This is a genomic window from Psychrobacter immobilis, assembly GCF_904846285.1.
GTDB lineage: Bacteria > Pseudomonadota > Gammaproteobacteria > Pseudomonadales > Moraxellaceae > Psychrobacter > Psychrobacter immobilis_D.
In genome coordinates this window covers 129,146-155,246 of record NZ_CAJHAD010000005.1, presented here as the reverse complement: position 1 = coordinate 155,246, position 26,101 = coordinate 129,146, and the positions used below count along the sequence as shown (strand labels likewise).

The following is a 26,101-nucleotide window of genomic DNA, read 5'->3' as shown; positions in this document are numbered from 1 at the left end:
CATAGCTACTTATCAAGCATTTTTAGCAAGTTACCATATGCAAACTTGCGGTATACGTTTAGCGCTGTCCATTATGCTAATCTAATGGTTTGCTATGTGAGAGTGCTTTTCTATATCAGAAAAGCATAGTAAAAAACTGCATAGTGAATAATGTAAATTGATTATAAAAACCAACAACAAAGGATATGTTATGAAAACATTGTATTCTACTCAAGCAACCGTCACTGGCGGTCGTACTGGTAAAGCAAGCCTGCAAGATAGTGATTTGACGATTAATATGGTCGCACCGGGTTCTGGTAAAGACGGTAATAATCCAGAGCAATTATTTGCCATGGGTTATGCGGCTTGCTTTGATGGCGCGCTTGCGGCAGTGAAAGGTGAAGAAAAAGCAAAGTTTGACTCTACTACTGAAGTATCAGTAGATTTAATGAAAGGCGAAGGTCTAGACTTTAAATTGGCAGTGAAGATTCATGTTACTGGTGAAAATACAGAACTATCAGCCGATGAATTTCAAAAGTTGGTCGAAAAAGCCAATAAAGTTTGCCCATACTCGAAAGCCACACACGGTAATATCGATAGTGAAGTAACCTCAGAAGTAAAATAAGTCATAAAAATATTAGTTAGTAAGAAGAAAATTAATCAAAGAACTCAGCTGGTCTGGGTTCTTTTTTATTGCCTATGAATTGACCGTGATTTACGTTAGTACGCATAGTAACTGTTTACTATTTTCACCATCCATTTATTAGTTCGTCATCCATTCGGCAAGAAGGTATTTTATCGTTATAATGAAGGTATCTTTTTATCCAATTTTTCACTCAAAATCTGTTTTTACCCAATACTTGCTGCCCAATATTTGATAAGTGACTTATTATGACCGACAACGATCACAACTCGCACTCGCCCATTAATCCCAATACGCTACCAAACTTTGCGACCATGCCAAATGTAGCGACCATGGATACCAGCCATGTCAAAAAAGAGCAGCCACCTTTTATTTTAGTCGATGGCTCTTACTATCTGTTTCGCACTTATCATGCCTTGCCAAAAACCATGCAAAACTCTCAAGGTCTGATAACCAACGCCATACGCGGCACGTTAAATGCACTCCTAAAGCTGATGCGTCGCTATCACCCAACTCATATGGCAGTCTGTTTTGATACCAAGTCACCGACTTTTCGCCATGCGATGTCGGAAGACTATAAAGCCAATCGTCCAAAAATGGATGTCGAGCTTGCCGAACAAATTCCTTATATCCACAGTTTAGTTGCTGCCCTAGGAATCCCGTTATTACGTATTGAAGGCGCGGAAGCCGATGATATTATTGGCACCCTCGCCCATCGTGCCGTTGCCGAAGGTCATCACGTGGTTATCTCGACCGGTGATAAAGACATGATGCAGCTGATTAATGATTGCGTCATATTAGAGGACAGCTTCACGGGGAAAATCACCGATAGCGCAGGTGTGGTGGAAAAATTCGGCATCAATCCTGAGCAAATGATTGATTTTCTAACATTAATGGGCGACTCCTCTGATGGCATCAAGGGCGTACCCGGTATTGGTAAAAAAACCGCCAAAGATTTACTTAATGAATATGGCAATATCGACAATATGCTTAAAAACGTCGCCGACATCAAAGGACGCGCTGGCAAAAATCTGGTCGAATATGCTGACGACATTCCTTTTAATGCCCAGCTAGCGACTATCGTTACCGACTTAGAAATTGGTCAAGACTGGCAAGATTTAAAAATCAATACCGACCCGTGTGCCCATATCGATGAGCTACGCGCGCTCTATACTGAGCTTGAATTTAGAAACGAGCTGGCATCACTTGACCATCCCAATCATCCAGCTAATGGGAACGGCGCGCAAAGTGTTGCCGACAGTCAGGCGGATGCCGAATCACAAGCGCAAATCGCCAAATCTCTACAATCAAGCATCATCGATAATGTCACCGACAGTAAAAGTCATGATAAAGCGTGGCATACGATTTTAGATGAGCCTGCTTTTAATAGCTTGGTAAAACTATTAGAAGACGCACCACATTTTGTCATCGATACCGAAACCACTAGCGTTTATTGGCGTCAGGCTAAATTGGTTGGCTTGTCTTTTGCGGTAAAAGCCCATGAGGCTTATTACGTGCCGCTGACTCATAGTTTAGAAGGCGATGAACTGATTACTAAGCAGCTTGACCGCGATACAGTTTTGACACGCTTAAAACCTATCTTAGAAAATCCAAAAATCGGTAAAATCGGTCAACATTTAAAATATGATGCCCATATTCTTAGCCTTTACGATATCGATTTATTAGGCAATATTCATGAAAATCCTAATAACTGGGCGATGGACACCATGCTTGCCAGCTATGTGATTAACGCGGCAGCTACTCGTCATGGTATGGATGATTTGGCACGCCATTATTTGCAAACCCAAACTATTAGCTTCGAAGATGTCGCTGGTAAAGGCGCGAAACAAGTTAGCTTTGATCAAGTGGTCATTGATATTGCCAGTGACTATGCTTGTGAAGATGCCGATATTACTTATCAGCTGTTCGATGTCTTCAGTAAGCAACTTGCCGAGGATGAAAATAATGCCAAACTACTGCATGAGTTAGAGATTCCAACGGCTGAGATACTCTGTCAAATGGAAGCAAATGGCATTTTAATCAAGCGCCCGTTTTTAAACGAGCTATCCAAACGTTTTGATGAAGAGATTATCGCACTTGAAAAACGCGCTTATGAAGTCGCTGGTGAAGAATTTAATCTTGGCTCACCAAAGCAGCTCGGTGAAATGCTGTTTGAGAAACTAGGCGTTCCGGGCGGTAAAAAAACCAAGTCAGGTCAATACTCGACTGGCGAAGCAGTATTGTCAAAAATTGATCATCCGTTGGTTGAAATTGTGCTTGAATATCGTGGCTTATCGAAGCTTAAAAGCACTTATACCGATGCGCTTGATAATGTAGCAGATGCGGAGACTGATCGTGTGCATACCAGCTACCATCAAGCATTGACCAGCACCGGACGCTTATCTTCAACCGATCCTAACTTGCAGAATATTCCGATTCGTACCGCGACCGGTCGCCTGATTCGCCAAGCCTTTATCGCCCCAGAAGGTCGCGTTATTTTAGCCGCGGATTATTCACAAATAGAGCTACGTCTGATGGCGCATTTCTCAGGCGATGAAAACTTAACTCGCGCCTTTAACGAAGGCTTAGATATTCACACGGCAACGGCTGCTGAAGTATTAGGCAAAGCCGTTGAAGAGGTCAGCGCCACTGAGCGCCGCAACGCTAAAGCCATTAACTTCGGTCTGCTCTATGGTATGAGTGCCTTTGGTCTGGCGAAGCAGCTACAGATGAGCCGCGGCGAGGCGCAAGATTATATCGATATGTACTTTGAGCGTTATCCAAGTGTCAAAGACTACATGATTAATACTCGTGCCAGTGCTTATGAAAAAGGTTATGTCGAGACGATATTGGGTCGTAAGCTTTATACGCCTGATATCAATCATAGTAATCGTATGGTCAAGCAAGGCGCTGAACGCGCAGCGATTAACGCCCCACTCCAAGGCTCAGCCGCTGATTTGATCAAGCTTGCGATGATAGCAGTCGATAAATTATTGCCAAAAGCGCAAGCAAAAATGCTGCTACAAGTCCATGATGAATTGGTGTTTGAGGTTGATGCTGATAAAGTTTCTGATATTCGCCAACTGATTACCGACGCTATGCAAGATGTCCTGACCACAACGGCTGTTGCAAAAGGTTGGAGTGTTGACTTTGCGGTACCGTTATTGGTTGAAACCGATATTGGTAGCAATTGGGACGAAGCGCATTAATGATTAAAATATAGACTTTACTCTACGAATTTTTTGACAGAAAAGGCTGGGCATTTTGCCAAGCCTTTTTGTTGTTTTAAATTTACTGAATAATGACCGTATCTCAGCAGCACGCTAGATTAAATAGGCGTATTTCATATTCAGCTAACTGTATCAATAATAATCTCAGCATCGCATAATCCATCCATCTTCACTTGGCGAAAAAATTGAAACGCTCTATGACCAATCCATTTAAGCTTAATAACATTGCCTGTTATCTTATCCTTAGTCTAAGCCCATACACGCCAGCAATGGCTAACAATGCTCCTACTACGTCATCAGAGTCAGAGTCATTAAAAAATATAGAAGCTTTAGAAAACACAGAGAATAAGAAAAATATAGCAGCTGCCGCGCCGCTTGATAGTAATAAGTCAGATATTAATGACAAAAGCCTTAACCAATTTGGTTATCAAGCTACCGTTAAAACCGATGAGCAAACTGCTAACCAAAATGATGGTCAATCTATCCATCAAGATAATGAACAATACGCTCAAGCATCCAATACAGACTGGGGCTGGGCAGACGAAAAGTACCAAGAGGCTCAGGAGCAATTGAATGAATGGGCTGATGAAATGGATGGCTGGTTTGGTGAACCTGATGCAAAAAAGCCTGCCACCGCCAGTCTACGAGTAGTGCTAGATACGCGCTGGGCTAATGATCCGCAATCAGGTAGTGATGTTAGCATTGAACCCAGAATTCGTGGGCGCTTACGCCTGCCTATGTTAGAGAAACGTTTAAGCTTGATTATCGGTGATGAAGATTTGGATGAAGATGCTTTCTTGAAGCAAAGCACTACAGGAGATAGTTATCAAACAAACTCAGACAGGCTCGTTAACACCAGAAAAACAAGAGAAGAAAATGCCTCCATTGCCCTGCGTTGGTCGCGCTTTAGTGATGAGATCGAAAATCAACTGGGAGTGAAAACTGATGTCGATGTTGGTATTCGTTCTCTCGATGATGTTTATGTCAAACTCAGTGTGGATAAAAATTGGTATGAGAGCGATAAATGGACGGTGAGCAACGACAATTTCTATCGCTATGGTCTCGATAGTGAACACTATGCTCGAGGCGGCATTACTTTGAAATACGGCAGCGATGCCAACCGCTTTATCAATAATCGCACCACCATCAGCTATCGCAATCAAGATGATGAAGAAAGTACCGATTGGGCCAATGACCTCAGACAAGTAAACTATTTAGGTAATGAGAAGCAGCTGGCATACGGTATCTCTAGCAGTGGTTATTTTGATGAGGATAAGTCGTCTTTAAACAGCTATGGCCCTGCTATCAGCTACCGTCAACCTATTTGGCGAGAGTGGTTATATGTGCAAACAGAGCTAAATTATTATAATGATAAAACTGAGAATAAAGACCATTACCTCGCTGCTCTACTGCGCATGGAAGCTTTTTTTTAATGCTTTTTTTAATGCTTAACAGTGCTTATGAATAGCTCATAAACAGCTCATAAATAAATGGTTATTAGTGATGATCAACACGTTAGATAGTATCCCGTATAAGCATTTAACTGATTAAACTTACGTTATTTATACTTGCGGCTGACCAGTTAGTATGAATTGATAACGATATTAGGCTAAAGCTAGCGTTATAATAGCGACTAATCAACGTTAATGATTAAACGATTTTCGGTTTAAAGTGAGCCTTTGCGCTCACTTTTTCATTTGTAAAAACCAGGAGTATTTATTTTGACTTCAGATGGCGTAATCGAACTACCAGGTATCATCATATTATTCGCCTGCATATTTCGCTGTGCTCAATATGTGATACAAAGCCAGCTCAAACTAGGTCAATATTTTTGGTTGGCATCCGTATTAGTATTTTTTGCTGTGATACGTCGTGAGTTAAATTACGTGCCTGAACTCTTCATTCCCAGTAATTTTTCATTTTTGAACCACCCTTATGCTTGGTGGGAAGACGCTGTACTATTAACGGTCTATCTGCTGATTGTGGGCTTGTTGGCCTACAGCTGGCGTTATCTATGGACAGTATTAAAAAAGGTGCCAGTGTCCCTATATATCGCCGTGGTTGCACTGGCATTGTTAGAGTATATGGGTGAAAACGCCATTTTCATCCCTGAAAATATGGGTGAAATAGTAGAAGAAATCGCAGAAACCAGTGTTTATGCCATTGCTTTAATTTACTTGTGGCGTTTTAAGCTTGTTGATTTTGAAAGTCATGTTTCATATCAGCTACAGCCTCATGAACCATGTAAAGCCAACTAGAAAGATTATTAATTAGCTATAAAACGCTTCGCTGAAGCTAAAAACCTACACACGGCTGCCTACCTAACTAATACTGCTGGCAGCCGTTTTTTTACTTTCAATCCTTACATTTTTTGCACATCCTGTGACACCTTACTACTATTAGTTGCGATTATAACGCGGCAAACTTGCATGTATCATTTTGATAATTAGTAACGATCATTTTCATAGCATTTATAACTATAATGAGGACATATCCATGGACAATGCAAAAACCCCACTACCAGAAGAGATGGATCATATCGAAGGCGATAGCAATATTGATGATAATGGAGACGGTAGCCAAGAGATTGATTTAAACAACCCTATGCTGCATACCTTTGATAATGACGATGTGATCGATAATAGCGCAGGATTTCATAATTCTGAAGTTGGTACGGATGCAGTTCAAGGACTAACGCCGATGCATCGCCAAAATATCGATGAATCTCGGATTGATGAAGTGTTGGTCGAAGACAATTTAGACGATAAAGATTATCCTAGTATCGTTGATATTGCCGATAGAGATGCGGCAAAGATTTCTAATGATGATAATTTTTAGAAATTATATATTTGTAAAATAGAAAATAATTCAGAAAAAAATACCGAACATAATGTCCGGTATTTTTTTGACTTAAAAGGATAGTTAAGCCCAGCCATCGAGTGTGCCTGCCCAACCTCTTACCAATGGCGCGCTCATCGCTTCTAATAAATCTATGTGCGCATCATCAGCATTTAGTGCTGGGATATAGTGGTATTCTTGCCCGCCAGCATGAAGAAAGTTCTCACGGTTCTCAATCGCCAATTCTTCTAACGTTTCTAAGCAATCCGCTGAGAACGCTGGACTGAGAATTTGTACTGATTTTACACCTGATTTAGCCCACTCATCGAGTATGACGTCGGTATAAGGCTTAACCCATTCCTGCTTACCAAAGCGTGACTGGAAGCTGATAATCCATTCATCAGGTCCTAATCCCAGTTCCTGTGCCACTTGCGCGGCGGTACATTTACAACGTCTAGGATAAGGATCACCTTTATCCATATACGGCTGCGGAATACCGTGGAAGCTAAACATAAGCTTTTCAGGTTTGCCATGTACCGCTTGAAAGCGACGAATACTATCCGCTAATGCTTTGATATATAAAGGATGCGCGAAGTAGTCTTTAACTATCGTAATATTAGGCAAGTTACGCTGCTTAAGCGACCACTTGGTAATCGCATCATACACTGCGCCAGTTGAAGTCGCTGAATACTGCGGAAATACGGGTAACATCACAAAATGGTCAACGCCTTCGCTACGCAGTTTGTCCATCACATCAGGCAAACCCGGATTACCATAGCTCATCGCAGAATGGACAGAAACGCGAAATGGCGCAGCCTGCTCAGCCAAACGCGTATCTAACATCGCTACTTGTTGGTTCAGGATATTGCGCATTGGCGAGTCGCCATCCCAAATACTGGCATAGGCTGCTGCTACCCGCTTCGGGCGACTCGGTAATACAAACAAATTAAGGATAATCGCCCATAATAATTTAGGAATCTCAATCACTCGCGTGTCTGATAAAAACTGACGCAAATAGCGACGTACTGCAGGCGCAGTAGGTTCATCAGGCGTACCTAGATTGATTAATAAGACGGCAATACGTGGCGGCAATTCAGGTTTCATAATGGCATTATCTATTATCAGGTTACTATTATTGGGATACGTTATGGTTGGATTCTAAGTCTTAACAAGCAAGAAATGCGTCAATTAATGTAAAAGAGAGTACTGCGCTAAAATAGTAAAGACTAAAATTATTAAGCAGCTAATTTAACAATAGTACTATTAAGCCTTAATTAACCACGCTTGGCAATTATCAAAATATACTAAGCAGATGACAGTCAATCAAATACCAAATCATGGTTAAATAAAAAGGCCTATATTTGTCATCAGTGTAGCATTTTATCTATCAAAAACGCAGGGCAAAACGCTTGAGCTTTGGTATTGCTATACCGTTAATGCGCTAGCTATTTTCACTTTACTTGAAAGACTGCCTATCAAGGTTGTACTCCTAGGCGCATCGCCATACAATAGAATAGCTTATAATAAGAAAGTAGTTAGACCCGTTACTGTCGCCATTCTAGATTCGTTTTATCCATAACTGTTGTTTTGTGAGGTAGCTTTGAGCGCACGTTCTGATAGTACCAGTGAGCATTCCACCAATCATTCTGCTAATACAACCGATATCGTCGGCTCGGTAGGTTCAGTTGGCATCGTCACGCCGCAGACTTTTCATTTCGCTGAGCCGTTGACCTTGGAGTGCAATCGCACCCTGCCCTCATTCGATTTAACCTTTGAAACTTATGGCACGCTGAATAGCGACAAATCAAATGCCATTCTGATTTGTCACGCCTTATCAGGTAGCCATCATGCGGCAGGCTTTCATAGTGACGACGATAAAAAATCTGGCTGGTGGGACAATATGATTGGCCCTAATAAAACCATCGATACCAACCAATTTTTTGTCGTTTGTGTCAATAACATCGGCAGCTGTTTTGGCTCTACTGGTCCAACGACCATCAATCCAGAGAGTATAAGCAATGAGGGTGAACCGCAGGTTTATGGCCCCGACTTTCCACTTGTTACTATCAAAGACTGGGTAAAAACCCAAGCCATGCTCTCAGACCGTTTGGGCATAGATGTTTGGCATGCCATTGTCGGTGGCTCTATGGGCGGTATGCAAGCCATGCAATGGTCGGTCGATTATCCAGAACGCTTAAAACGCTGCGTGGTTATTGCCAGTACGCCAAAGCTTTCTGCACAAAACATCGCCTTTAATGAAGTCGCGCGTCAATCCATTCTCTCTGACCCCGATTTTAAAGAGGGACGTTACTTGCAGGCAGGCACTTATCCTCGGCGCGGGCTTATCCTTGCACGGATGGTCGGTCATATTACCTACTTGACTGATGATGCGATGAAGGCAAAGTTTGGCCGTGATTTAAAATCTGGCAAATTTATGTATGGCTACGATGTCGAGTTTCAAGTCGAGAGCTATTTACGCTATCAAGGTGAACGCTTTAGTGAAAACTTCGATGCCAATACTTATTTGCTCATGACCAAAGCGTTGGATTATTTTGACCCGACGCGTGATTATCCGTCAGCGGTAGAATTATCAACAAAATCATCAGAAGCGTTAGAAACCTCTCTCGCAGAATCAGTAAAAGCCGATTCTACCGAGAATGAGCTTGAGAAAACGTTAAACAATAGCGCGGATATTGAGCATATTAATATAGCCAATGCAAAAGAGCTGAGCGCGCTGAAAGCCGCTTTTGCTCATACGCAGTGTCAGTATTTAGTGGTGTCATTTACTACTGACTGGCGCTTTGCTCCCGAGCGCTCACAAGAAATTGTCGATGCGCTGATGGCGACTGGCAAACCGGTCAGCTACATCAATGTCGATGCCCCGCACGGTCATGATTCGTTTTTGTTTGATATTCCGCGTTATATGGGGGCTGTTAAAGGCTTTTTGACCGCACCATTTATTGCTAATCGCTTAAAAGCCAAAGGAGTACGCTCATGAGAATGGACCATCAATTGGCTGAGCGTTGGATTGCGCCGCACTCACATGTGCTGGATTTAGGCTGCGGTAATGGCGAGCTGCTGGCACATTTACAGCAGAATCGAGGCGTGACTGGCTATGGACTTGAGATTGACGAAGATAAAATTAATGAAGCCATTACTAAAGGCTTATCTATCGTCGAGCAAGACCTCAATGATGGCTTAAGTCGTTTTGCAGATAATAGCTTCGATACCGTCGTTATGGCGCGAGCACTACAAGCGGTAAAAGCACCTGATGTATTGCTGCTTGATATGCTACGCGTTGCCCGCGAAGCCGTCATCACCTTTCCCAACTTTGCGCACTGGCAAAACCGCCTACATTTGGGCTTAAAAGGTCTGATGCCGGTGTCAGAAGCGCTGCCTTATGAGTGGTATAACACCCCAAACATCCATTTGTGTACCTTTAAGGATTTCGAAAAACTTTGCGCGCAGCATGATATTCATATCATCAACCGCTTTGCGGTCAGTGATTCTGAAAAAGGTCATAGCTCACTGATGACAGCATTAATCAGACAAGCGCCCAACCTGCTAGCAGACGTCGCTATTTATCGGGTCAGTAAACAAAAACCTGATTAACACCAGGGTTTATGCCCTTGTTATTAACGACAATTTAACTCAATAGGTAATAATTTTAACCTTAATAGAATGTTAATTTATCCTTACGCTAAAGTAACTCTATGATTTTATTGAGGACAATGGGGTATAGCTAAGCATTAAATCGTGTAATTAGTATTTGAGTTTCGTAAGTTTGGGTGTTAAGCTAGCAAAATAGTGTCAGTCGCACCCCGATTATGACCGTTTATCGGCTCGGTTAGCGCAACTGTCACACGACCATTATTAATTATATTGCTAATAATTAGGTAAGTTGGTACTGCAAGAATTCACCTAATTGTTATCGCCGTCTAACTGTCTTTAGCGAGACAATTTTTAGCGGTGCAACTTTTCTTTTGCTTATTAACTGCCTAATTTTGGAGCTGCTATGAAATTATTAAAAGCTGCGTTGTTCACTGCCCTGTTTTCTTGTGCGGGCCTTGCCAACGCTGAGTTAATATCAAACGTGCCACTTGACACTTCACGTTTTGAGCTAATGCCTATCAGTGAGCTGTCTGCCAGCGCTGCCCAAGGTAACAATCACGCTCAATTTTACCTAGCCAAGCGTTTGCAAAAAGGCGAAGGTATTGCCAAAAACACCCAACAAGCTGTCCAGTGGTATACCAAAGCAGCTCAGCAAGGCGTTGCCCCTGCTCAGTTAAATCTTGCCATCATGTACTTGCGCGGTGAAGGTGTGCAACCAAACCTACAGCAAGCACGCGGTTGGTTAGAAAAAGCGGCAATGCGCGGTGATAACCGTGCCAGCTATACGCTTGCTCTGCTAGACGAAAAGCAAAAAAATCTAGTCGATGCTTATAAATGGTACGATTTGGCTGCCCGTGATGGTATGTTAGACGAAAAAGTCCGTAACAAAGCTCGCGGTAAAATCGGTCAATTGGCATTGAACTTATCAAGCTCTGATATCGCTAGTGCTCGTAGCAAAGCCGATACTTGGTTTCAGAGTAAGTAACTTTAAACAATAAACTAAACTTCGATTTTACGCATTGAATATAAAAAAAGCTCAGTATCGTACTGGGCTTTTTTGTTTGCCGTTTTTATTATCTCTCATATCTCTGTGATAATTTAGAACGATAAACCTTCCAAAAATTTCTTAAAATTTGCTACACTACGCGCGCATTAGCCAATTCCACAATTGCGCTAGTGTTATGAGCTTTATGAATTTCTTTAACCGTTAATTTTAAAAAACACCTTAAACCCAATGCACTAGGTTTGCGACCTAGCCAGCAGGAGAAAACATGAGTACCTCACAAATTACTGACGTCAAAGCACCAAACCATGCCACCGAATACGATAGTGTCACCAATAACATCGTCGTTGCCGCACTCTACAAGTTCACGCGCTTTGCCGATTTTGAGCGATATCGTGAACCAATTTTAAATACCATGCTTGAGCATGACGTCAAAGGCACTTTATTAATCGCGAGCGAAGGCATTAATGGCACGATTTCTGGTAGTCGCCAAGGTATCGATAATGTCTTAGACTATCTGCGTAGTATCGAAGCGATTGGCAGCTTTACCTTTAAAGAGTCTTATACTGATGCGCAGCCTTTTTATCGCACTAAAGTGAAGCTAAAAAAAGAAATCGTCACGATGGGCGTAGAGAATATCGACCCATTACAATCGGTTGGTCGCTACGTTAAGCCAAGCGAATGGAATGCGCTTATCTCAGACCCTGAAGTTATCCTAATCGATACTCGTAATGATTATGAAGTTCAAATCGGTACTTTTCAAAATGCCGTTAATCCAAATACCGAAACCTTCCGCGAGTTTCCAGAGTACGTGGCAAAAGAGCTAGATCCTGCTAAGCATAAAAAAGTCGCCATGTTCTGTACCGGCGGTATCCGCTGTGAGAAATCTACAGCATTTATGCGCGAGCAAGGCTTTGAAGAGGTCTATCATTTAGAAGGTGGCATTTTAAAATACTTAGAAGAAATCCCAGCCAGCGAGTCTATGTGGCAAGGCGATTGCTTCGTTTTTGACAATCGCGTCTCGGTCAATCATAACCTAGAGAAAGGCAACTATGAGCAATGCTTTGCTTGCCGCATGCCGATTACTCATGAGGAAATGCAAAGCGCCGCCTATATCAAAGGCGAGTCATGCCCGCACTGTATCGATAAGGCGACCGAAGAACAAAAAGCCCGTTTCCGTGAGCGCGAGCATCAAATGCAGCTGGCAAAAAAACGTGGCGAAGTGCATATCGGTAGCGATGTGATTGATGTGATTGAAAAGCGTAAAGCCGCTAAGATTGAAGCACGTCGTCAAGCGGAAGCTGCGAATAAAGCCAAAGCGTAATAATTAATTTTCAATTTTGACTTTAGACATTAGACATTAGACGTTTAAAGTATTAGCCATAAAAAAGAGATGCTCTATTAATAGAGCATCTCTTTTTTTATACCAGTCGTAAAATTAAATGATAATGCTTAATTTTAGAACAGGATACGCACGCGAATCGTTTCTTCGACGTCTTTTAGCTGATCAAGTGCAGCGGTTGAATCGTTATAATCAACATCCATCACCAGATAACCCACATCACCTTCCGTCATTAAGCTCTGCGCTAAAATGTTGATATGCGCTTCGGCAAACAGACGGTTAATCTGTGACAATACGCCTGGGACGTTTCTATGGATATGCAGCAGACGATGCGAGCCTTCTTTAAACGGCACAGAAACTTCTGGGAAGTTTACGGCAGTCGCAGTATCGCCTTGGTCAGAGTATCTGACGAACTTATCTGCAACTTCAAGACCGATATTCGCTTGCGCTTCTTGCGTTGAACCACCGATATGCGGCGTCAAGATAACGTTATCAAATTTACGCAGTGGCGACTCAAACTCTTCATCAGCAGATTTTGGCTCTTTCGGGAACACGTCAATCGCTGCGCCCAATACTTTACCTGACTCAAGCACTGCCGCCAAATCATCAATCTCAACACAAGTACCGCGTGCCGCATTAATAAAGTAGCTGCCGTCTTTCATATGGGCAAACTGCTCAGCTTTCATCATATAGCGCGTGCTTGGCACATCAGGCACATGCAAGGTGACGATATCAGCGGTTGATAATAGTTCTTCTAAGCTACTTACTTGCACGGCGTTACCCAGTGGTAATTTAGTCACAACATCATGATAAATGACTTTCATACCGAAGCTTTCAGCCAATACCGACAATTGCGAGCCGATAGAGCCGTAACCGACGATACCAATCGTCTTACCACGTACTTCATGCGAGTTGGTCGCAGACTTGCCCCAACCGCCACGGTGTACAGTAGCATTCTTTTCAGGGATACCACGATATAGCATAATGGCTTCGGCCAATACCAGCTCAGCGACCGAACGGGTGTTCGAATATGGCGCGTTAAAGACAGGAATACCCAAATCACGAGCGGCGTCCAAGTCTACTTGGTTGGTACCGATACAAAAGCAGCCAATACCGATAAGCTTGTGGGCGTGCTCAAGCACTTCACGCGTCAATTGCGTACGTGAACGGATACCGATAAAGTGAGCGTCTTTAATCTTTTCGATCAGCTCATCTTGATCTAAGGCGTGACTGATATTCTCGATATTATGATAACCGGCCCCTTCCAATACTTTTAACGCATTGTCATGTAGACCTTCAAGCAATAAAAACCGGATTTTATCTTTTTGTAGTGATAACGCCATGTGAGAACTGTCCTATAATTGTCTTATAAAAATCATCAGTGGGATAAGTCTGATGGATGAAACGAAAACAGTCTGGATATCTTACACAAAATTTGGCAGCTATGTTAGCAGATTAGATGAATTATTGCTTATCAAGCCTGAAAACTTTTTATGCTATAGTGAATCATGATATATAAACCTTATAGCCAAACCTTATTAAACTGTTTTTTAATGATTTAGGCGAGATAGCTACATACATAGGCGCATGAACTCATATCCATCTATCATTACAACACGTGCTCACTTATACTTATATCAATTATATAAACCAAGTGATTTATATAAACTTAATTAGTTATATAAACACAGTTAACACCGCTGAGTTATATCCATTTAGCGATATAATAATCCCTTTTATGCATAGCGCTTACGTTTCTACCGAGATTTGACCATGACTTCTTTAGCTAGCCAAAGCAACACTAACGCCCAAAACAACTCTACAACCCATACCGCTGCTGTCCAAAGCATCTTGAGCAGCTTGCTTGATGTGTATCAATTTGACGCCAGCCAAATCAAAACCGATAGCGAAAGCCTAGATCATTGGGGCAAAGACTGGACCAAGCATTTCGCCCCTGCCGCTGCTGCTATCGTCTTTCCAAAGACGACTGAGCAAGTGCAATCTATCGTTTTGCTCGCCAATGAGCACAATGTCGTGCTAACCCCAAGTGGCGGGCGTACGGGTTTGTCTGCTGGCGCAGTTGCCGCCAATGGCGAGATTGTCGTTAGCATGGATAAAATGAATCATATCGGACAGTTTTACCCCGCTGACCGACTGGTTGAGATTGAAGCCGGTGTGGTGACTCAACAGCTACAACAGTTTGCCGAATCAAAAGACCTATACTACCCTGTCGACTTTGCCTCAGCTGGCTCTAGTCAAATCGGTGGTAATATCGGCACCAATGCTGGCGGTATCAAAGTCATTCGTTATGGCATGACCCGTCAATGGATTATGGGGCTGACTGTGGTCACGGGTAAAGGCGATATCTTGCAGCTCAATCGCGGTATGGTCAAAAATGCGACGGGCTATGACTTGCGTCAACTATTTATCGGTAGCGAAGGCACACTTGGTCTAGTAACCCATGCACAAATCAAACTTGAGCGTCAGCCGCAAGACTTAAACGTCATGGTGCTCGGTATGGACAGCTTTAATGATGTCATGAATGTGCTATCAGCCTTTCAGGCGCAGATTGATTTAACGGCATTTGAGTTCTTTGATGATGTGGCGATTGATAAGCTCATGGCTCATGGTCAAGTACAAGAGCCGTTTGAATCGCGTACCAAGTTTTATACCCTACTAGAGTTTGAAGCGCCATACGAGCCTATCATGGATAAAGCCATGGCGATATTTGAGGATTGTATGGAGCAAGGCTGGGTGGTCGATGGTGTGATGAGTCAGAGTCTCACGCAAGCAGAAGAGCTATGGAAGCTGCGCGAATATATCTCTGAGACCATCTCAGTATTTACCCCTTATAAAAACGATGTCTCGGTACTTATCAGCTATGTGCCTGAGTTTATCGCTGAGATTGATCATATCGTCAGCAGTAACTATCCTGACTTTGAAGTGTGTTGGTTTGGTCATATCGGTGATGGCAATTTGCATCTGAATATCTTAAAGCCTGAGAACATGAGCAAAGATGATTTCTTTGCCGAGTGTCAAATCGTCAATAAACACGTGTTTGAGACGGTACAAAAATACGGCGGCTCAGTATCTGCGGAACATGGTGTTGGTATGACTAAAAAACCGTATCTAAATTATAGTCGCAGCGAAACTGAGATTGGTTATTTACGCGAAGTTAAAAAAGTCTTTGACCCGAATAACATTATGAACCGTGGTAAGATTTTTGATATGTAATTGGTTCAATTTATTATTATCGTAATAATTTTAATTGCATAAAAAAAGACGCTAAACATTAAGTCTAGCGTCTTTTTTATAAGAATTCTTATCATCAGTCATAAAATGAAGCAGTATGCTTTACCATCGTAATCCTATGGCTTATAAATATAGCAGCACCAAACCAACAACTAACAACACACTCAAAAAACCTTGCACCACTAAAAAGGCTTGATGCGGCGCGGCGACATGGCGCACCATATTGCCAAGCGCATTATAGGTAATACCTGCCGCTTTGATATGTGGCGCGGTATCAAAGGTTTTGATAATTTGCAAAAATTGCTCGGTACGCTCAGCTGACCAACCGTGCGGCGCAAAGGGCAAATAGGGCGACAGTTGCGCTGCTTGTTTTTTGGTGGCAGGCGACCATAACCAACGCTCCAAAAACAGCAAACGCATCCGCCAGTCTGAGAAGCTACGCTGCTTAATAACTTGTAATACTAGCACTTGCAAGTCTTTATGGCGGCTATCAACAAAGATACGCTGCGTCAGCGCCCCAACTTTGGCTTTTTCGCCTTCTATACATTGTAAAAAATGACCATTGCCATAACATAGCGTACCTGTGATGCCATGCTGCTCATTATAATCACGCGCATGAGCCTCTACTTCATCAAATATCGCCGCATTTAAGCGTGAAGCAAGCGTCAGGGTGCTGACATAAACCAACTGTACCAATGCAGTGTCTGCTATTTCATCTAATTTGCTGAATGCATTAGTATGAGTTAGGGGCATAATTAAAATCCTAAAAGGTTACCGTTAAAAGTAGCCAAAAATACGCCACATAAAATGACGCTTAAGCGAATAAAAACTTCGTTCACAAGTGATAGTGAGTCACAAAAACCTAGCAAATAGTTACGCCGTTTGACTGTGATTGACTACGAGACTTGCTATCATAACCACCTTGCATAGCTACCTTGATAAAGGGCGTGATAAAAAGCATTATTAAATCGGTAGATTGCTCAAAAGTGATTTGTCATAATAAGCAATAGGAAATCGAGGCAAAATACAGTGCCAACATAAGCACTTGTAAACAGGCTAAATCGTCTCATTACAATAAATAATGAGAGAGACAATGTTTATAACTCATTGTAAATGCAAAGATAATTGATTGTAACGATTATATCAGCCTATAGATATGCTTTTCTCGACATTATTAACTGAAAAGTTACCTAAAAATTGGGCGCCGGCGTTTACTTTTCGCAATTGCATCTATGCAAAAACATCTATTAAGAATCTTTTTTACGACTTTTAATAATTGCCTTTTTACAACTATTATTTTTTATCACTATTTTTTTATGAACACCCTTATCAAAATAACATTAACATCGATTGAATATTATTGATTTATTATCACTGATTTACAGAAACGACAGACAGGAACATTATGAGCAAGATAGAAAAATTAGACGACTTTCACCTCACCATTGCTGAGATTAAGAAAAAAGATTATCCGCAACTTAAAGCCTTGATGGATCGTGTCTATGTCAACTTGGGCGGCGCCTGGTCAAAAAACACCATTAATACCTTGATTGATGCCTTTCCTGAAGGACAGATTGCCTTGTTTGACCATGACGAGCTAATTGGCATCGTGCTATCGATGCGCGTCGATTACAACAAGTTCTCTAATCCGCATACTTATGATGACTTAATTGGTCATAAAGAAATTATCAGAGACAACCCTGATGGCGATGCTATTTATGGCTTAGATGCGTTAATCGATCCTGAATATCGTGGTTATCGTTTAGGTCGCAGACTTTATGATGCGCGTAAAGAGCTGTGCCGTCAGTTAAACTTCCGCGCTATCTTAGCCGGTGGTCGTATTCCCAATTATCATAACCATCAAGATTTGACCCCTGGTGAATATATCGAAGCCGTTGAAGCTCGTGAAATTCATGACTCCGCGCTGTCTTTCCAGTTATCAAATGGCTTTATCGTTAAACGTATTTTAACCGCCTATTTACCTGATGATGCTCAATCTAAAGGGTTTGCGACCTTACTCGAGTGGGCAAATATTTATTATGAGCCGCAAGATTATAAGCCCAATACGCGTAAATCCGAGGTCAGAATCGGTGGTATCCAGTGGCAGATGCGTGAAGTTGAGTCACCTGAAGAGCTGCTGCAACAAGTTGAGTTCTTTGTCGACATTATGGCCGATTACAACTCTGACTTTGCCTGTTTACCAGAATTTTTTAACGCGCCGTTAATGGGTCTGTGTGAATCGACTGATCAAAACGTTGCGATTCGCTTTTTAGCCGGTTATACCGAATGGTTTAAAAATGAGATTTCGCATTTGGCGGTTAGCTATAATGTTAACGTCATCAGCGGCTCTATGCCGTTCTTGGACGACGACGATACCTTGTATAACGTCAGCTATCTATGCCGCCGTGATGGTACAGTTGAAGAGCAGCGCAAAATTCATATTACTCCGCATGAGCGCAGCGCGTGGGTGATTGAAGGTGGCGATGAAGTCAAAGTATTCGATACCGATGCTGGTCGTATTGGCATTTTGGTTTGCTATGACGTTGAGTTCCCAGAGCTTGCGCGCTTGATGGCGCTTGATGATATGGATATTTTATTTGTACCGTTTTGGACAGATACCCAAAATGGCTATCTGCGCGTACGCCACTGTGCCCAAGCGCGTGCGATTGAAAATGAATGCTATGTGATGATTTGCGGTTCTGTCGGTAATTTACCGCAAGTTGAAAGCTTAGATATCCAGTATGCGCAGTCGTCTATTTTCTCACCATCGGATTTTGCTTTCCCGCACGATGCGATTATGGCGGAAACCACGCCTAATACCGAGATGGTATTCTTCTCAGATTTGAACTTAGATAAGCTGATTCACGTTCGTAATGAAGGCTCGGTGCATAATCTACTTGACCGCCGTGATGATTTATTTAGCTTAAAATGGAAGAGAAAAGCCAAAATTCCAGCTAGCAAATTGACTGATGAAGAGCGTAGTGAAAATTCAGGCAGCGTCCTTATTGGCGATCCATTGCAAGACCGCGCACAAAAGCTGTAAGGGCTTATTTTAAGAAATAGGCTTTAAAAATAAGAACGTAAGAATTAAAATAATACGGCTGACCATTCAGCCGTTTATTTTTATCTATCAAAAACTTTAAGAGCAAAAAAAGCAGCCACTATGACGACTGATTCTAATTTTAATATTAAAAAGACTATTGAGACGCCAAAGAAAACACCCAAGCAAAAGATATTCTCTTTTGCTAAAAATCTACTTATATATGGCTTGGTATTTGCGGTCATTTATATTTCTATTAACTGGTGGCGCCAACCCGTCATGCCGGCCAATCCGCAATTACAACTGATTGGCTATCAAGGGCAGAGCGTTGACTTAGCAGCGCTGAGTCGGGATAAGCCAACGCTGGTATATTTTTGGGGAACTTGGTGTCCGGTTTGTCGGGTGACTTCACCGACCATAGATAAGCTTGCGGCGGAAAATGACTATCCTGTGGTGACCATTGCGATTAAATCAGGCTCTGACCAAGAGCTACACAGTTACCTTAACGAACACAATTATCGCTTTACCACCGTCAATGACCAAGAAGGTGAAATATTAGCCGATTGGCAGGGTCAAGTAACGCCGTCTTATGTCGTTCTAAAAGATGGTGAGATGACGCAAGGCTTGACTGGTATGCAGCCACTTTGGTCGCTGAAATTGCGCTTGTGGTTGTCAGAAGTTTTTTAACGCTTAGCCAATTAGGTATAATCTAATAAATAGACAGTCAAATTTGTGAGACCTATGATTTAATAGACAAGGTATTTATATTGATACAAGTGACTGGTTTTGGTTAAAAATAGGACGATACTGGTCAGCTCTTTTTACCCTACTCGTTTTGTCATATAATAGCTGCCGTTATCATATTCACTTTTCTAATTATTCTGCTATCTTTTAAAGACATTTTTTATTGCAATCGTCTCATTAGTATTTATGATGGACGTGACTATTTACAATCAAGTTATAAGCAATTCATAAGAAACAAGTTGTAAGCAACGCTCTCTAAGCAACTTTTTCTAAGTGAAATACCAGCATCGATTATCAAATATTTGACCCCATATTATATTTAACCTTACGCCTGAATTTCAAACGCAACCTCTAACCACCATTTTATAAGACACCTTCTATGACTGATAAAAGTACTGATACACCAAACCAGGATTATAAAGATACCCTAAACCTTGCCGATACGCCTTTTGCGATGCGTGCAAACCTTGCCAAACGTGAGCCAGATTGGCTTGCTGCGTGGGAAGCGGATGACGTGTACGGCAAAATTCGTCAGGCGCGTGCGGGTGCGACCAAATATATTTTGCATGACGGCCCTCCATACGCCAACGGTCAGATTCACTTAGGTCACGCGGTCAATAAAGTATTGAAAGACATTATCGTCAAGTCAAAAACGTTGTCAGGCTTTGATGCACCTTATGTGCCGGGTTGGGATTGTCATGGTCTGCCTATCGAGCAAAAAGTCGAAGCCAAAGTTGGTAAAGTTGGTCAAAAAGTCTCTGCGACTGAATTCCGTGGTCTATGCCGCGAATATGCGAGCACACAAGTTGCATTGCAAAAGGCGGACTTTAAACGTTTAGGCGTATTTGGTGATTGGGATAACCCTTATCTAACGATGAACTTCCATCAAGAAGCCAATATCGTGCGCGCCCTTGCCAAAATTTATGATAATGGTCATGTGACTCGCGGTATGAAGCCGGTTAACTGGTGCTTGGATTGTAGCTCTGCTTTGGCTGAAGCCGAAGTGGAATACCAAGATAAAGTATCTGACGCTATCTACGTGAGCTTTGATGTGCTTGATACTGACAAGGTTGCAGCACTAAGCGACATCGAAGGTAACATCGCCGCGATTATCTGGACCACGACGCCTTGGACTTTACCTGCTAACCAAGCCATTTCGGTACACCCTGAGCATGACTATAGCGTGGTCGCGACTGAAAAAGGTAACTTGTTATTAGCGACTGACTTGGTTGAAAGCGCATTGAGCGATTTTAAACTGAGTAGCGATGGCATCCTAGCTACCGTATCAGGACGCGAGCTTGAAGGCCTGCGTGCCCAACATCCATTGATTACAGAGCGTCAAGTGCCACTTATCTTAGGCGATCATGTGACCACTGATAGCGGTACTGGCCTCGTCCATACCGCACCCGGTCACGGTCTTGACGATTATATCGTTGGTCTTAAATATAACTTGCCGGTTGAAAACCCAGTCAGTGGTACGGGCGTTTATCTAGAAAGCGCGGCGGTATTTGCCGGTGAGCACATTTATAAAGCCAATCCGCAAATCATTGCCGCCCTGCATGATAACGGCCATTTAATCAGCCATACTAAAATTGAGCACAGTTATCCACATTGCTGGCGTCATAAGTCGCCGATTATCTTCCGCGCAACCCCGCAGTGGTTTATCAATATGGAAACCAAAGGCTTGCGTGAGCGTGCGCTTGCTGACATTCCTTCGGTCAATTGGACGCCTGCTTGGGGACAAAACCGCATTGAAGCGATGATGACTGGTCGCCCTGATTGGTGTATCTCACGTCAGCGTACGTGGGGCGTGCCAATTACTTTCTTTATTCATAAAGAAACAGGTGAGCTGCATCCAAATACGCTTGAGCTGATGGAAGTGGCTGCACAAAAAATCGATGCGGGTGGCGTAGAAGCTTGGTTTGATGCCAGCTGTGAAGATTTCTTAGGCAGCGAGGCCGCTGATTATGATAAAGCGACTGATACGTTAGACGTTTGGTTTGACTCAGGCACGACGCATTTTGCCGTCCTTGAGCAGCGCGATGAATTAACCAATCCTGCTGATATGTATTTAGAAGGTTCTGATCAGCATCGCGGTTGGTTCCAGACGTCACTATTAACATCTGAGGCGATGTATGAGCGTCCACCGTTTAAGCAAGTATTGACCCATGGTTTTGTCGTCGATGAAAACGGTCGTAAGATGAGTAAGTCACTTGGCAATATCATCACCCCGCAAGATGAGATTAATAAAACCGGCGCGGATATGCTGCGTTTGTGGATTGCGTCGAGCGATTATCGTTATGAGATGAGCGCGGGTAAAACGGTCTTTAAAGGCGCAATCGACATGTATCGCCGTATCCGTAATACCTTACGCTTCTTACTGGCAAATACAGATGACTTTGACCCAGCGACCAACAGCATTGATATTAATGAGCTGGTCAGCCTTGATAAATTCATCATTGAGCGTGCCCAAGCGGTACAAGCGCAAATCATCAGTGCTTATGATGCGATGGACTTTCACCAAGTCACCCAGCATGTCACTGCGTTTTGCTCGCAGGATTTGGGTAGCTTCTATTTAGATATTATCAAAGACCGTCAGTACACCACTCAGACTGATGGACAGCCGCGTCGCTCTGCGCAAACGGCGATTTACCATATCACCCATGCGTTGATTCGCTGGATTACGCCGATTTTATCATTCACGGCACAAGAAGCATGGGAAGTATTAGAAGGTAAAAATGGCAATGAAGCAGGATATGTATTTACGGAAGAATGGTATACCTTCCCAGAGTTTGAGCTAAGCGCCATCAGTACTGATGACTGGCAACGTATCATGCAGGCAAAAGATATGGTCAATAAGCATATCGAAACCGCACGCGGTGAAAAAATTATCAATGCCAACTTATCTGCTGGCGTTGACTTATATGCCGACGGCGCGATGCATGAAAGCTTGGCCAAGCTTGGTGAAGAGCTGCGTTTTGTCCTTATTACCAGTAGTGCAACGTTAAAGCCAATGAGCGACGCACCTGCTAATAAAGCCAACGAAAAAGCCGATAGCAATGAAGATGAATCAGTCGACTTAGTGGTCAAAGTCAGCGCTGCAACGGGCACCAAGTGCGTACGCTGTTGGCATATCCGCGATGACATTGGTACAGATAGCACACACCCAGAATTATGTGCCCGCTGTGCAACCAACGTCAGCGGTAACGGTGAGGTGCGCCACTATGCCTAATTCTACACCTAATCCGACAGACTCATCGGAACATAAGCAGCCGCAGGTTGAGGTTTACCATTCGCCTACTCCTGCGCATGCGACCACGGGCAGCTCAACCACGCCTAAGAGTCGTTTAAATAAGACCCCAAAAACGGTCGCTAATGGCAGTCGCGCATTTATGTGGTACTTGCTATCGTTGGTTGTGATTATTATTGACCAGTGGACGAAGTGGTTGGCTGAAACCAAGCTTAATTTCCTCGAGCCAGTACCCGTGATTGAGCCGTTTTTGAATTGGACGCTTGCTTATAACTACGGCGCGGCGTTTAGCTTCTTGGCAGATCAAGCTGGTTGGCAAAAGTGGTTTTTTGCTGGATTAGCTCTAATCATGTCGCTGTTTTTAATTGGCTATTTGATCAAAGCGCCACGTAAAGCTAAGCTGTTATCATTGGGTTTAGCCTTAGTACTTGGCGGTGCCATTGGTAATTTAATCGATCGCTTACTGCATGGTCACGTCATTGATTTTATTCATGTGCACTATGCCGACGTTTGGCATTACCCAATTTTTAACATTGCCGATGTTGGTATTTGTATTGGTGTGGCGCTGATTGTCATTGATATGCTGTTTTTAGAAAAGAAGCGTGAAATGCCACGGCCTTAATTTAAAATAGTATTATTATTTCTATCTATCAATAGAAAAGGTGGATTACGTATTCGTAATCCACCTTTTTTGGCTTGTATTTTTATAATCTAAAACCTATAAGTTATAGCAACCCTTTTAAAGCGTCTAAACCACCACCCGCTAATATAAACAATAACCCTGCCAAATTAATAATAACGGTTAAATAATAAGCGATACGAAATTCAGGCTTTTGTGACTTATGCCGCAAGTAGGTTTGCGCCACCATCGCACCGACCCAGCCTCCAAGTGCACTTAACAGATGTAGCGTTGATTCAGGCGTTCGCCAATCGCCACTTTGGGCAGCGGCCTTGTCTTTAGCATACATGCCATAGGTAATGATGCCTAATACTGCATACCAAGCAAGTACCAGCCAGCTTAGCTTATTCATGACCGTCAATAAAACTAAAACCGCATAAAAGCCAATTCCAAGGAATAAACGCTTCTTCTGCCCTGCTTCAAATTCTGCTTGAGCGCTACGTTTATGATTTCGCTGGCGGATTTGACTGTTCTTTTGCGCCATTTTTTGTTGCACAAAGCTAAGTTCTTGCACATCCTTTGCTTGCAAGCGCCCCTGATTGTCTTGCCCTACTGTAAAAACTACTTGCTCGCCAACTTCGGGGCGACGCTGGGCTTTAAACGCGCTGACATGAAAAAATAGCGACTCGCCGGCAGCAGTTTCGATAAAACCAAAGCCTTTATCATCTTGCCATTTTTTAATATGACCTTGTTGTTTATTTGCCATCGGTTTTGCCATAAATACTTCGCTCTCTTTTAGATTCGTCAAATATATTACACTATTTGCGTTACACTATTTAGGCTTACAACTTATCCCATATGACTTATCATTTCTGATATTGTTTCAACCATATTTTTAATTATTTTCTAAATCTCGCAATAGGTGGCTTTTACTATGACCGACTCTCAATTTATCACTCCTAACGAAGACATTCGTATCACCCACGGCAGCCTTGTTAAGCTGCATTTCGAAGTGTCGTTAGAAAACGGTACAGTGATTGACTCAACCTTTAACCGTGATGCGCCCGTAACGCTGACGATTGGCGATGAGAGCTTTTTACCGGGTTTTGAGCAGGTGCTGATGAACCTAAGAGCTGGCGATACACGCACAGCTCACCTTGAGCCTGAGCAAGCGTTTGGCGAGTGGAACCCTGATAACATCCAGCATTTTAGTCGTACCCAATTTGCCCTGATCGCTGATAATCCTGAAATCGGCATGCTGGTCGAGTTTGAAGACAAAGGTAAAAACACCCTGCCCGGTACCATCAGCGCTATTAATGACGATGAAGTAGAAGTCGATTTTAACCATCCGCTTGCTGGACAGTCGGTATTTTTTAAAGTGAAGATATTCCAAGTCACCCCACCGGGCGTCACAGGTATCAAGCTGATGTAGTATCAAAATAAATCTATATTAAAATAAAAAGGATAAACAAATGCAATATCAGACACTGCCACAACTCAATGAAAAAGTCTCAAAAATTTGCTTAGGAACAATGACCTGGGGACAGCAAAATAGTGAAAGCGATGCTCATGCCCAGATGGACATGGCGCTTAACGCAGGCGTGAACTTTTGGGATACCGCTGAGATGTATCCGTCGCCGCCTGATAAAGACAAGCAAGGCGATACCGAACGCTTTATGGGCACGTGGTTTAACAAAAGCAAACAGCGCGACAAGGTCATTCTTGCCAGCAAAATGTCACCGATGGATTTTTTGCGAGATGGCCAGACGCGTTATACCGCTGAGCAAATTAGCAGCGCTATCGATGGCAATCTTGAACGTTTGCAAACTGATTATATCGATATTTATCAGCTGCATTGGCCTGAACGTCAAGCGAACTTTTTTAGTCAGCGTGGTTATAGCAAAGAGATGGCAGCGCAATCACTAGATGATTTGACGCCTTTTTTAGAAACCATCCAAGCATTAAATGACGAGATCAAAAAAGGCCGCATTCGTGCTTATGGCCTGTCAAACGATACCGCTTGGGGTCTAATGCGCTATCTATGGGAAGCAGATAAAAATGGCTTAATCGCGCCTATCACGGTACAAAATCCTTATAGTTTGCTCAACCGTTTATATGAAGTGGGCATGGCAGAGATTGCTCATCGTGAAAATGTCGGTCTACTTGCCTACTCGCCGCTTGGCTTTGGCGTACTGTCTGGTAAATACCTTGATGGCAAACGCCCTACTGGCGCACGCCTAACAATGTATGACCGCTTTGCTCGCTATACCAATGAAGAGGCTAAAGCCGCCACCGCTCAATACGCTAAAATTGCTGCCGATGCTGGTTTGGATATGGCACAAATGGCATTGGCCTTTGTCAATTCACGCTCGTTTGTCACCAGTAATATCATTGGAGCAACCACCACTGAACAGCTACAATCGAATATCGAAAGTATCAACTTAACCTTAAGCGCAGACGTCCTAAAAGCTATTGAGGCGGTACATACCCAGCATCCTAATCCATCGCCATAACGTTACGTCGCAAAATTCTAATTCTTTTCAGGTTTT

20 protein-coding genes are annotated in these 26,101 nt (G+C 42.8%); 16 read left to right on the top strand and 4 right to left on the bottom strand.

Features of this window, described 5'->3' with window-relative positions:
- Window positions 1-190: 190 nt before the first annotated feature.
- The 5 genes from JMX13_RS05130 to JMX13_RS05110 all read left to right on the top strand — a co-directional run bounded on the left by JMX13_RS05130 (window position 191) and on the right by JMX13_RS05110 (window position 6,690).
- Window positions 191-604 (top strand): organic hydroperoxide resistance protein, encoded by a 414-nt coding sequence (locus JMX13_RS05130; RefSeq protein WP_201610384.1) that lies wholly within the window; start codon window positions 191-193, stop codon window positions 602-604.
- A 266-nt stretch (window positions 605-870) separates the two neighbouring features.
- A complete protein-coding gene (gene polA, locus JMX13_RS05125) occupies window positions 871-3,831 on the top strand; it encodes a DNA polymerase I (RefSeq protein ID WP_201610382.1) in 2,961 nt (986 codons plus the stop codon).
- A 218-nt stretch (window positions 3,832-4,049) separates the two neighbouring features.
- Entirely contained in the window at window positions 4,050-5,285 is a 1,236-nt protein-coding gene (locus JMX13_RS05120) for a hypothetical protein (protein ID WP_201610380.1), read from the top strand.
- A gap of 288 nt (window positions 5,286-5,573) precedes the next feature.
- The gene (locus JMX13_RS05115) at window positions 5,574-6,110 is read left to right on the top strand and encodes a hypothetical protein (RefSeq protein WP_201610378.1); all 537 of its coding nucleotides are present in this window, start codon (window positions 5,574-5,576) and stop codon (window positions 6,108-6,110) included.
- Between the two features lie 238 nt (window positions 6,111-6,348).
- A complete protein-coding gene (locus JMX13_RS05110) occupies window positions 6,349-6,690 on the top strand; it encodes a hypothetical protein (protein ID WP_201610376.1) in 342 nt (113 codons plus the stop codon).
- 84 nt (window positions 6,691-6,774) lie between these two features.
- Here JMX13_RS05110 and hemH read toward each other — a convergent pair whose 3' ends face one another.
- On the bottom strand, window positions 6,775-7,794 hold the full coding sequence (gene hemH, locus JMX13_RS05105; protein ID WP_201610374.1) for a ferrochelatase: 1,020 nt from the start codon (window positions 7,792-7,794) through the stop codon (window positions 6,775-6,777).
- A 559-nt stretch (window positions 7,795-8,353) separates the two neighbouring features.
- Here hemH and metX point away from each other — a divergent pair.
- The 4 genes from metX (at window position 8,354) to JMX13_RS05085 (ending at window position 12,629) form a co-directional block, all read left to right on the top strand.
- Window positions 8,354-9,688, top strand: a complete 1,335-nt coding sequence (gene metX / locus JMX13_RS05100) for a homoserine O-acetyltransferase MetX (RefSeq protein ID WP_201610417.1) — start codon at window positions 8,354-8,356, stop codon at window positions 9,686-9,688.
- Window positions 9,685-10,302 carry a methionine biosynthesis protein MetW gene (gene metW / locus JMX13_RS05095; protein ID WP_201610372.1) on the top strand — a complete coding sequence of 206 codons (618 nt, stop codon included), beginning with the start codon at window positions 9,685-9,687 and terminating at the stop codon, window positions 10,300-10,302. The genes metX and metW overlap by 4 nt, the downstream gene beginning before the upstream one ends.
- 403 nt (window positions 10,303-10,705) lie before the next feature.
- Window positions 10,706-11,287: a tetratricopeptide repeat protein gene (locus JMX13_RS05090; protein ID WP_201610370.1), complete on the top strand. Its 582-nt coding sequence runs from the start codon at window positions 10,706-10,708 to the stop codon at window positions 11,285-11,287.
- A gap of 286 nt (window positions 11,288-11,573) precedes the next feature.
- Window positions 11,574-12,629 carry a rhodanese-related sulfurtransferase gene (locus tag JMX13_RS05085; RefSeq protein ID WP_201610362.1) on the top strand — a complete coding sequence of 352 codons (1,056 nt, stop codon included), beginning with the start codon at window positions 11,574-11,576 and terminating at the stop codon, window positions 12,627-12,629.
- A 134-nt stretch (window positions 12,630-12,763) separates the two neighbouring features.
- On the opposite strand, the gene serA is transcribed toward JMX13_RS05085, so the two are convergent.
- On the bottom strand, window positions 12,764-13,990 hold the full coding sequence (gene serA / locus JMX13_RS05080) for a phosphoglycerate dehydrogenase (protein ID WP_201610354.1): 1,227 nt from the start codon (window positions 13,988-13,990) through the stop codon (window positions 12,764-12,766).
- A gap of 430 nt (window positions 13,991-14,420) precedes the next feature.
- Here serA and JMX13_RS05075 point away from each other — a divergent pair, with 430 nt between their 5' ends.
- Window positions 14,421-15,881 (top strand): FAD-binding oxidoreductase, encoded by a 1,461-nt coding sequence (locus tag JMX13_RS05075; protein WP_201610352.1) that lies wholly within the window; start codon window positions 14,421-14,423, stop codon window positions 15,879-15,881.
- A gap of 141 nt (window positions 15,882-16,022) precedes the next feature.
- Here the strand turns inward: JMX13_RS05075 and JMX13_RS05070 are convergent, their stop codons facing one another.
- Window positions 16,023-16,652 carry a BLUF domain-containing protein gene (locus JMX13_RS05070; RefSeq protein WP_227686222.1) on the bottom strand — a complete coding sequence of 210 codons (630 nt, stop codon included), beginning with the start codon at window positions 16,650-16,652 and terminating at the stop codon, window positions 16,023-16,025.
- 652 nt (window positions 16,653-17,304) lie between these two features.
- Here JMX13_RS05070 and JMX13_RS05065 point away from each other — a divergent pair.
- From JMX13_RS05065 to lspA, 4 genes are all read left to right on the top strand, one after another.
- On the top strand, window positions 17,305-18,942 hold the full coding sequence (locus JMX13_RS05065; RefSeq protein WP_201610350.1) for a carbon-nitrogen hydrolase family protein: 1,638 nt from the start codon (window positions 17,305-17,307) through the stop codon (window positions 18,940-18,942).
- A 120-nt stretch (window positions 18,943-19,062) separates the two neighbouring features.
- Window positions 19,063-19,626 carry a protein disulfide oxidoreductase gene (locus tag JMX13_RS05060; protein WP_201610348.1) on the top strand — a complete coding sequence of 188 codons (564 nt, stop codon included), beginning with the start codon at window positions 19,063-19,065 and terminating at the stop codon, window positions 19,624-19,626.
- Window positions 19,627-20,062: 436 nt separating this feature from the next.
- Entirely contained in the window at window positions 20,063-22,915 is a 2,853-nt protein-coding gene (gene ileS / locus JMX13_RS05055; protein WP_201610346.1) for an isoleucine--tRNA ligase, read from the top strand.
- Complete coding sequence (gene lspA / locus JMX13_RS05050) at window positions 22,908-23,555, top strand: signal peptidase II (RefSeq protein WP_201610339.1); 648 nt, start codon at window positions 22,908-22,910, stop codon at window positions 23,553-23,555. The genes ileS and lspA overlap by 8 nt, the downstream gene beginning before the upstream one ends.
- Window positions 23,556-23,658: 103 nt before the next feature.
- On the opposite strand, the gene JMX13_RS05045 is transcribed toward lspA, so the two are convergent.
- Entirely contained in the window at window positions 23,659-24,330 is a 672-nt protein-coding gene (locus JMX13_RS05045) for a DUF1294 domain-containing protein (RefSeq protein ID WP_201610337.1), read from the bottom strand.
- A gap of 156 nt (window positions 24,331-24,486) precedes the next feature.
- Here JMX13_RS05045 and fkpB point away from each other — a divergent pair, with 156 nt between their 5' ends.
- A complete protein-coding gene (gene fkpB / locus JMX13_RS05040; protein ID WP_201610335.1) occupies window positions 24,487-24,984 on the top strand; it encodes an FKBP-type peptidyl-prolyl cis-trans isomerase in 498 nt (165 codons plus the stop codon).
- A 40-nt stretch (window positions 24,985-25,024) separates the two neighbouring features.
- On the top strand, window positions 25,025-26,065 hold the full coding sequence (locus tag JMX13_RS05035; RefSeq protein WP_201610333.1) for an aldo/keto reductase: 1,041 nt from the start codon (window positions 25,025-25,027) through the stop codon (window positions 26,063-26,065).
- Window positions 26,066-26,101 lie beyond the last annotated feature (36 nt).